Annotated in this window: 8 protein-coding genes; 3 read left to right on the top strand and 5 right to left on the bottom strand. The window is 40.5% G+C overall.

Translation table 11 applies throughout. The annotated features are described in order from the left end of the window. Positions 1–32 precede the first annotated feature (32 nt). Entirely contained in the window at positions 33–983 is a 951-nt protein-coding gene (locus IQ246_RS06190) for a tetratricopeptide repeat protein (protein WP_194001113.1), read from the top strand. A gap of 143 nt (positions 984–1,126) precedes the next feature. Here the strand turns inward: IQ246_RS06190 and IQ246_RS06195 are convergent, their stop codons facing one another. Continuing rightward, a complete protein-coding gene (locus IQ246_RS06195) occupies positions 1,127–1,363 on the bottom strand; it encodes a hypothetical protein (RefSeq protein WP_194001115.1) in 237 nt (78 codons plus the stop codon). Between the two features lie 479 nt (positions 1,364–1,842). Between IQ246_RS06195 and IQ246_RS06200 the strand changes: the two genes are divergently transcribed. Then, positions 1,843–3,924, top strand: coding sequence for a TonB-dependent receptor (locus IQ246_RS06200; RefSeq protein WP_194001117.1), 2,082 nt, complete (start codon positions 1,843–1,845; stop codon positions 3,922–3,924). Positions 3,925–3,960: 36 nt separating this feature from the next. Beyond that, complete coding sequence (locus IQ246_RS06205; protein ID WP_194001136.1) at positions 3,961–4,257, top strand: hypothetical protein; 297 nt, start codon at positions 3,961–3,963, stop codon at positions 4,255–4,257. Between the two features lie 116 nt (positions 4,258–4,373). Here the strand turns inward: IQ246_RS06205 and truB are convergent, their stop codons facing one another. The 4 genes from truB to IQ246_RS06225 form a co-directional block, all read right to left on the bottom strand. Then, positions 4,374–5,249: a tRNA pseudouridine(55) synthase TruB gene (gene truB / locus IQ246_RS06210; protein ID WP_194001119.1), complete on the bottom strand. Its 876-nt coding sequence runs from the start codon at positions 5,247–5,249 to the stop codon at positions 4,374–4,376. A gap of 140 nt (positions 5,250–5,389) precedes the next feature. Next, complete coding sequence (locus IQ246_RS06215) at positions 5,390–7,090, bottom strand: ATP-binding protein (protein ID WP_194001138.1); 1,701 nt, start codon at positions 7,088–7,090, stop codon at positions 5,390–5,392. Between the two features lie 291 nt (positions 7,091–7,381). After that, entirely contained in the window at positions 7,382–7,864 is a 483-nt protein-coding gene (locus IQ246_RS06220; protein ID WP_194001121.1) for a response regulator, read from the bottom strand. 52 nt (positions 7,865–7,916) lie between these two features. Continuing rightward, positions 7,917–10,238, bottom strand: coding sequence for an ATP-binding protein (locus IQ246_RS06225; protein ID WP_194001123.1), 2,322 nt, complete (start codon positions 10,236–10,238; stop codon positions 7,917–7,919). Positions 10,239–10,350: the final 112 nt, after the last annotated feature.

Here is a 10,350-nt window from a genome sequence, read left to right on the forward strand (position 1 = left end):
TGTTGCTGCCGAAATTGTCAAATATGATGCTTATGACTGATTTACGGCGATTATTTCTCAGTGTGATTATTGCTTTGTTTCTAACTTTTTCGACTCCAAGGGCGCATTCATTACCTCTTATTATCACCCAAATTACAGCAGGCGATTTCTTCAAGTTGGGTGTAGACGAGATGCGGCGTGGTAATTACCCGGAAGCAATAGATAATTTTAACCAGGCGATTCAACTTCAGAAAGATTTTACTGTAGCTTATGGCGATCGCTGTCTTGCTTATCTTCAATTACAAGATTACCATCAGGCGATCGCTGATTGTACTCAAGCAATAAATTTTGCACCCAATAACTTTGAGGCTTATCTGAATCGGGGACTGGCGCACTACAGACAAGGGGATTATCGAGCTGCTATTGCTGATTACAATCAAGCGATCGCATTTAAACCTGATGATTTTCGAGCCTACTATAATCGAGGTATAGCCTTAGCTGGAGAGGAAAATTACTCAGAGGCTATTGTTGATTACAATAGAGCATTAACTCAAATTACTCAAATAACCAGTTTACTGCTTGCAGATATCTACAATGACCGAGGTTTGGCGCACTTGGTGTTGCAAAACCACCAAGCAGCTATGCTCGACTTTAATTTAGCAATTCGTCTCAATCCTAACGATGATAGAGCTTACTTTAACCGGGGTTGTGCTTGCGGTAGAAATGGGGATGACTTTGGTGCAGTAGTTAATTTTTCTGAAGTCATCAGACTTAATCCTAGTAACGCTTTAGCCTACGTCAATCGGGGAATTGCTCGCTATCGCCTAGGATATCATCAAGGAGCGATGTCTAGCGACAAGCTGCTTCGCATCTACGCTGATTTAAAAAAGGCGTCTGAGTATTTTGAGCACCAACAAAAGAAAGTCGCCTACCAAAAAACTTTAGATTTACTGAAGAGTCTGCGACAAGAAATTCAATTAGCAACTGAAGTTGCTATTCTGTAAAATTTGGTGTTATCTAGACTACTATTAATTAGATGATAGGTTCTAAATATATTTAGAACCTATTATTGTCAAAATTATACTACCTATGAATGGTTAACTATTTTTTGCTTATCCATTAGGAGGAATTGGCAACTACTGAATAATTAGATGACTATTAAATTGACGGCTAAATTTGAAAAGTCAACTCCAAAAACCTTGTTGCCTGATGTATTAGGCGAAGTATTATTAGATACTAGCTCAAGTACACCATCAAATATCGTAGATAGCAGTAGTTCTGGCGTACTACTACCTAGTATGGCATCTATTTGTACTGAATTTAGGTCATGCAAAAACTTCTTCGCATCACTAGGATGTAAGTCGGAAATTACTATTTTAGCCATTGTCTTAATTTATGGGTCAGGTGATGAACAGTTCTATTTTAGTGGGGCAAAATTGCCAGCAAATGATTCAGAAAATTATGTGGTCCACTTGAATAATAGTGAATTTAACTCTTAAATTCTATATCATAACTTAGAATCAAGCAGATGATTATGTAAAGTTATTATATAAAATTCAGTTTTTTTTAGACATAATTAAATGATTTTTATCTCTAAATTTACTATCTTTATAGTAACTATTAATACAGCCTTGATATAATTAAACTTTGTTGATTTTATACTCATTCAAATTAATCAAAATCGCAGCTAAATAAATACAAACTAAAGCAGTAACTAATAAGATTAAATTTACAGATAATCTAGTTGCTTTATTAGTCAAGAGGTGAATTGTGTAAATATGACAGCGTGTCTTTTGACACGATTTTACTGTTATAGCAACAATACTACGTGGTGACTGTTTTTACTGGTTGTGAGATAATAAGGTGAACAAGTATTTTTTTTTACTGCAAATTTCTTTATCGAGTTTACTAATAACATTTCCTAGCTTTGCTGCTGATACAGAGATTGAGCAGAGAAATACTGATAAATCAACCAAAGAAACTTCAAATATTCCTAGTCTGAGTGACATTGAGCTACCCACTATTAGCGCTGAATTATTAACTCAACAAGAAGTCACTCCAGAAAATCAGTCTGAAACAGAGCCAACTCCCGCCGATGATGCAGACATTTCTATAGAAGCGATCGCAGAACCAGATAACCTACCTCAATCTACACCAACTTACGTAATTGAGAAAGAAGAAATTCAAAAACAAGGTGCTACAAGCCTAGCCGATATTTTGAAAAGAATGCCTGGTTTTGCCATCAATGATGTAGGACATGGTGCAGATATCCACACAGGTACATATTACCGCGGAGCCTCAATTAATCAGTCTGTATTTCTGATTAATGGCAGACCAATTAATAATAATGTCAACACTTATCATGGTGGAACCGACTTAAATAGCATTCCTGTAGAAGCTATTGAACGAGTAGAATTATATAGCGGTACAGCCTCGGCTTTGTATGGTTCATCAGCTTTTGGCGGAGTTGTTAATATCATTACTAAGGAAGGTTTTGGACAACCTCAATTGACTAGTAGTGCAGAATTTGGCTCATTGAGTTTAAATAATCAACAAGTGACATATAGTGGTTCATCTAATGCTGTCAAATACAACTTTAGTTTTGAAAGGTTCTTTACAGATAACCGTTACCGTGTTCCTATAGGTGCAGCAAATCGTGATCCTCAAGGTTTTTTATCAAATGCAGACACAGCCACAAGTACTTATTTTGGAAACATTGGTCTAGATTTAGATAATAAAAATTCTTTGAATTTCGATATTACTGCACTCAGTAGTCGTCGTGGCTTAATTTATTTTGGTTTTCCGCTTCAAAAAGACCGACTAGACCACGATGGTTTGAATGCTGGTTTATCTTGGAAAACTCGACTGGGTAATGGAGAAAGCTCTAATTTGACAACATCAATTGGTTATAACAGAGATTACTTTAGCACCTATGGCCCTACAGGAAATTTTTACCGTACAGGCTCTCTAGATACCCAACAACTTACAGCCAGGTTAGATCATGAGTGGCAAGTTACCGCTAATAATAAATTACGCTGGGGATTAGATTTAAAAAATACTGACTTAAACGGTGATGTCTTGAGTACAAATCCTAGTAGGATTGCTAATAACGAAACTGAAAACAGGAGTGTATTTAATACAGCTTTATTTGCTGTTAATACTTGGAATATTACCAATAATTTTCTAGTAGATTTAGGACTAAGACAAAATTTTGACGGTCAGTTTGGAAGTTATTTCAATCCTAGTGTTGGGTTACGCTATGCCATCACACCAAAAGTTGCTGTGCGTGGAAGTTGGGCCGGGGGACAACGCAATCCTGGATTAGATCAGTTATATGTTTTTGATACAGTTCATGGTTGGGAACCAAACCCTGATTTAAAACCAGAAAATGGTTCTACTTGGACTGCGGGAGTAGATATCAATTTTTCTGATAATTTGATTGGACAGTTTACTTATTTCGGCAGTAGTATCGATGACCGCTTAGGAGTTATAGCAGGAAAATGGGAAAACATTGGCCTGGTAGATACCAATGGTTTAGAAGCAGCATTGCAATTAAAAATTGGTTCTGGCTGGTCAACTTTTCTTAACTATACTTATACAGATGCCAAAATAAAAACAGGCTCAGAGAATGGTTTACAGTTAGGTTTGATTCCCTACTCTGTCGTTCAAAGTGGTGTTGGTTATCAAAATTCCGGATGGCAAGCTAATTTGTATCTTACTTACAACAGTGGCTCTCGCAGAGCGTTCTTTAATAATCCTGGTGATAAGACTACAGATTTCTCTCCATCTTACGTGAATTTGGATTTTAGCGGTCGTATCCCTGTAACTAGCAATATAGGACTGACGGTTTACTTAGAAAATTTACTAGGTGAGCAATACGAGCGAGTGAATCGCATCTATAGTCCTGGATTTACTTTTCGTTTGGGTTTAAATGCGACTTTGTAGTCAAGACGTTGCACCGAATCAATTAAAATGGCTGATATGAGAGCCAGAATTGAAAATCAAGTACTTTTTCTCCACCACGAAGATTTGCCAGAGTTTAAGAAGGGTGGTTCTGTGGTCAGGAATTCTTATTTTTGGGCGCTACGTTCAATTGCTGGTCGGGCTTCGCGTTATCGTGATTGGGAATATGAATCGGAGGTTTGGTTGGCGCTTTCACGAATGCTTTTATCGTTTGCTGAGTCTGGATATTTAGGTTACAGAGAAACTGTGTTGGAATTTCCACTATCTCAAGGTGAAATTCCAGCGCCACTGCGAGATATAGCGACTTGGGAGTAGAACTTTTCAGAGAGATTTTGCGTAAGTCCTAAATTTTATGGATAACCTGTAGAGTGAAAAAAGTATTTGCTAAAAAGCCAGGGGTTTTGCCGGATAAAGTCGAGCTAAAGCTGTGGTTATGAAATTGGTTCAAACACCATTTGGGGAATCAACGTTTCGCCTTGTAATTGCCCAATACCTAAAAAGCGAGTTTCTTCGTAAACTCGCACTATCCCGGAAAGTTCAAGAGTTATAGGAATTAGCTGTCCTTGACACCATTTCTGGGCAAATGTTGCGGATAAAGTCACAAATGGCAAATGTTGCAACGCGGTATCAGGAACACTAGGTTGAAATGTCCCGGCTTGGATTTGTGTTTCTAAGTCAGCCAAGGTGAGACTATGAGCCAAGTGGAAACCGCTACTTTGAGTGCGTGTCAAAGCGGCGAGTGTGCCACAAGTTTGTAAAGCTGCGCCTAAATCACGAGCGATCGCTCTTATATATGTACCACTACCACAGGCGATCGCTATATCCAATTCGGGAAAATCTCCTTCCCGCCAATCCAAAATTTCTATGTGAAAAATTTCTACTGTCCGCGCTGGAACTTTGACTATTTCGCCTCTACGTGCTAGGTCATAAAGACGTTTTCCATCCACTTGAATTGCACTGTAACTTGGTGGAATTTGCTCAATCTTGCCCTCAAATTGCACTAGTGCTGTTTTTATGTCTGCAATACTCAATCCAGTACAAGGTTGAGAAGTGATAATTTCGCCTTCTAAATCATCAGTTGTGGTACGCACACCCAACCGAATAGTAGCTTTATAAGCTTTGTCTTCTAGTAAATATTGTAATAATCTTGTGGCTTTACCAAGTGCTATGGGTAATACCCCAGTAGCTGCTGGATCTAACGTTCCTGCATGTCCCACACGTTTGAGGCGTAGCAGTTTCCGCACCCGCGCCACACAGTCGTGAGAAGTCCAGTCGAATGGTTTGTTTAAGTTGAGAAAACCTTGCACGGTAAAATTTTATAGTAAATATGTATAGTAGGGAATGGGGAATGGGGGATGGGGGATGGGCTTGAAAGTCTTTTGGTGTCTGGCTTTGATGATTAGTTTATCTCATTCGCTAACTGGCAACTGCTGTAATTTCAATGCGTTTAGGAATTAGCTTGCTTTGGTAAGCTGACTGTAACTTTAGTTCCTTGCCCCACTTCACTAGATAAACTAATATCACCACTATGTAATTCTACACAAGCTTTAGCGATCGCTAATCCTAATCCTGTGCCAGGAATTGTGTCAACGTTACTTCCACGACTGAAGGATTGAAACAAGTTTTCTTGATCTGCGATCGGGATGCCAATTCCCTGATCTTTAATGTAAAACACAATTTCTGATTCTTTACCGATCAGGTGGAACTCAACAATACCTCCAGCCGGGGAGTACTTAATTGCATTGGACATTAAATTGACAAATATTTGCTGTAAAAGTTCGCGATCGCCCCAAAAGCCTTTGTTATTTCCACTAATTTGAAAAATCAATTTGTACCGCTCATCTACTGTATCTCGCTCTTGTTCTATGAGATCAGAGAAAAATTCCAGTAAATCCAGCGGTATGGGCTTAAACTTGGTCTTGTCCATCTCGAATTGGTTAACTAAAAGCATGTTATCCACGAGTTTGGACATATACCTGGCTTTTTGCTCAATAATTTGCTGGAACCTTAGTTGTTTAGACTCATCCAACTGCTGGCCATGTTTTACAAGAGTTGATGCAGCGGCCAGGATTGAAGTTAACGGCGTTCGACACTCGTGGGAAACTGTCGCCACGATTTGGGATTTAAATGCATTGAGTTGCTTTTCTTTTACAAGAGCTGCTTGAGTTTGAGCAAGTAATTCAGCTTGTTGGATGGCGATCGCTAATTGCACCGACACTTCATAAAGCATCTCTACATCATCGGTTTGCCACTGTCGCTCTTTTGACTCATAGTAGGCAATCAACAAACCCCAAAGCTTTGGGGCTGGGTTCCCGTTGTTGCTCAAATTAATCGGAACCACTAGATTGGCCTCAGTATTAAATTGCTTTTTGAGGGTACGGCAATTACTCAAGCCAAGCTCATAAATATAAGGGATTTGGGATTGGGAAGCTCGTAGCTCCCGTTGAGAAGAAGGGGTAATAGGTATTAAAGATTGGGTATTAGTAATTGGGTAAGAATTTAGCCCCCAGTCTCTTGTCCCATCATCACCAACGCTCAGTGCTACAGTGCGCCATGATTCAACCGAGGAGGCAACTATCTTACCACCTGTATCTGAGTTGAATTTATACACCATCACGCGATCGCACTTCAGGAGTTGCTGTACCTCTGCTACAGCCGTATTCAAAATTTGTTCCAAGTTCAGAGACTGGCGAATTCGCAAAGCAGTTGTGGCAATTAGCCGCTGTCGCTCCTGAGTTTTGCTCAACTGGGCTTGCAGACACAATTGTTTGATCGCGTTGCGGACTGCTATTTGTAGCACATCTTGTTTCACCTGGTGCTTAACTAAATAATCCAGAGCACCCCGTTTCATTGCTTGCACAGCGAGTTCTTCATCACCACGCCCTGTCAACATAATCACAGGCACATTATTCTCAAATATCTCCTGCTTGAGCTTATCGAAGAGTTCTAACCCACTCATATCAGGTAGGCAAAAATCAAGCAGAATGACATCACAGTGATTCTTCTGGCATAAAGCAAATCCGTCCTCTGCACAGTCAGCCTCCAAAATCTGGTAGAAATGGTGCGGATCTTTTGAAAGATATCGACGATAGATTTTCCGATCCGCTGCACAATCATCGATGATCAGTAGCGTCCATGTGTCCAACATCAAAGCATGAGGATCAGGGGGCAATATAAATCCTTTAATCCAGATTGTGGTTATTGCATAATTCTAAAAATAATATAAAATAAATATAAATAAAATCTAAATTCTTAACTAATTATAAAGCAATAAGCTTGCCTACCTTAGTAACCACATCAGAGTTAAGCAGTGAGAAAAAAATCTAGCACAGACAACTAGACACAGCAATTTAGAGAGGAAAATATCTCACCTTGTCCTCCTAGTTGTCTGTTCTATCTTTTTGTATCCCTACTGCCTGATCAACAGAAAATAAACAAATTAATCCAAGATTGGCGGAATATTAGCTTCAAGCCAATAATTCACAAATGCCTGAATTGTCTTTTTTAGTTCCTGAGCATCCATCGGCTTTACTAGATAGCCATTTGCGCCCTTTTGGTAGCACAATTCAATATCCTTGGGGTTAGAGGATGTGGTAAAAACAACAATGGGAATTTCTTTGAAACTCTTATCTTGCTTTAGCCGATCTAAGATGTCACGACCATCAATACCTGGTAAATTCAGATCGAGCAAGATAACAGAGGGACGTAGCACTGCTTTAGGTTGGCGTAGGACTTCGCCCTTGCCATAGGCATCGCTCCCCTCTTGATAGTCTCGATAGAGGAACTCTAAGACCTCATCCCCATTAGTACAACGATGTATCGGGTTCTGGACAGCCATCAGCCGCATTAGCCGTTGCAGCATCCGGAAATCTTCATTGCTGTCCTCAACAACGAGCAGCGGTTCATGAAGTTTTTTTGTCATTCGCAGTCTTAAAAGAACTTAACAAAAATACATATTTGGTGAATATCTTAAACTATTCCAGCGTGAAATAGAAGGCCGAACCAATGCCCACAGTAGACTCAACCCAGATATGGCCCTCATGAAGCTCAACAATTTTCTTAACAATGGCTAGCCCTGCACCTGTTCCTCCTCCATATTTTTCCTGAGAGTGGAGCCGTTTGAAGAGTCGGAAAATGGTTTCTAAGTGATGGGCTGGAATTCCAATACCGTTATCACGTACGTAAAAGATTGGGCATGGGGCATGGGGCATGGGGGATGGGTCAATAATCAATAGTTCTTCTTCCCTTGCTCCCCTGCTCCCCTGCTCCCCTGCTTTGCTTGCCTCTTCCAGGTAGCCAATTTCGATCCATTGCTCTGCTTTCTCGTTGTATTTAAACGCATTGCCAATTAGGTTGCTGAAGACCTCATTAACAAGAACTTTGTCACACTGAATTGTTGGTAAAAGTCGAGGAATACGAATCTCGATAAGTTCTGAGTCTTGGCGACTAGCACGAAAGACATCAATTACCTGGTCTAGTAATTCGTTGAGATCAGTCGCTTGCTCTCTAAGTTGTGCTTGTCCTAGCTGGGAGAGCCGCAGCAGAGCGTTAATCAGAGTTTCCATCCGCACAGACAAGGATACTACCGTCTGCAAGTATTCAATGCCGTCATCATCCAGCACTTGGGCGTAGTCTTCCAGCAGCACTGTTGAGAAGTTATGGATACCCCGCAGAGGTTCTTTGAGGTCATGGGAAGCAGCGTAGGCAAAGGAAGCGAGTTCTTTGTTACTGCGCTCTAACTCCTGATTTATTTTGGCTAACTCATCCGCCTTAGAGAGTACAATACCGACGATCGCATTTTTGAGAGCGATCGCACTGTCAAGTTCGCACGGTTTCCAAGGTAGAGAAGTTAATCGCACCGTTTCTTGCCATTGTTCAAAGGATTTTCGTGGACAAAGAGTAATGCTATTATCTGCCTCAACTTTCATAGATGCGTTTGGATTACCTGCCCAGTATACCGTTTGGATAACTTCAGGGCGAAACCAGAGGATGCAGTAGCGGCGGACTTTAGAAATCCGCAGTAGTAGCAAGCCACTAGCAGTATTTTTAAAGACAGTAGCTTCTGGGTAAAGCTTCGGCAAAGAATCGGTAGCAAACAGGTTGTCGCTTTGGTTATCTGCCCATTCAATTAACCCATGAACCTGATCAATATCCGGTGTTGTCCCCACAAGTGTGATTTCATTATCCAGACAAACCGCTGCTCCAGAGGCACTAACAAGATCCAACAACCGGATTTCAGGTTTGATTAAGGCATCTATAAAATTGTCTGCTTGAGAAATGGACTCTAAAAACTCAGATTGCAGCGACTTGAGCTTTCCCTTATAGTCCCATTCCGAGTGACTAATTTTGTGCGCTAACTCTAAAGAAACAATCTGTCCTAAAAACTCGCACATCTTCTGAACTTCGTAAGGAATATACTTTGGAGTTTCATGATGACAGGAGATTAATCCCCAAAGCCGCTGTTCTTGAATGAGTGAAATCACCATCAGAGCTGCCACTCCCATATTTTGATGATATTCAGCACAGCATGAATCAACGCTCCGTAGCACAGAGTAGCTTAAATCAAGATACTGATGTGATGTGGGGTTTTCAGTTGTAGCTAGCTTAATAGGTTGAGCAGACAAATCGGGAATGAATCGAAGCAAGCAGCGCGTGTATAATTCCCTAGCCTGTGCCGGAATGTCTGTTTCAGGATAGTGGAGTCCTAAATAAGGTGATAAATCTTCTCGTTTGACTTCGGTAATGACACAACCCGCTCCCTGTTGGTCGAATTGATAAATCATCACCCGGTCAAAACCCGTGATTTTTTGAACTTCTTGAGCTACTAGATGCAAAAATTCTATCAGGTTTGATGTGCTTTGCATTTTAGCGATCGCCTCACTCGCCAAAGCGTAGAAGCTCAAGAAACTCAAATCAGATTCCAAGTCAGTCGGTTCTAGCTCCAAAATCACAGCTTCTGCTATGCGATGAGCAATAGCATCAAAGTATCGTTCCCCATCTAAAGTTGCAATTGATACTTTCAAAGCAGTACTACTGCCAATTTTTTTCATCAAGCACTGCTTAACTACTTCAACTTGCCGAGCATCAAGCAAGTAACTCAAGGGTTGACCGAGCAAATTCTTTACCTCTTTGCCCAAATATTCTTGGGTGTTGTTACTAACTTGTAGTATTTCTAATCCGGTACTGAGTGCTAGTAATACGCCATGAGGTTGAATAGAGCCAGGTACATGAATGGGTTTGCGATCGTGGTTAGTCAGAGAAGTAGCTTGGGCAGTGGGATTTTCAAACTGGCTCATGCTTATAAATCAGTTGATAGCAACTGATGGGAAGCTGATTTTTACAATAACGCAATTAGATGAAAATCTCTATACCCAATGCCCCATGCCCCATGACCCATGCCCAATGCCC

Source organism: aff. Roholtiella sp. LEGE 12411 (assembly GCF_015206995.1).
In the GTDB taxonomy this organism is placed as follows: domain Bacteria; phylum Cyanobacteriota; class Cyanobacteriia; order Cyanobacteriales; family Nostocaceae; genus Komarekiella.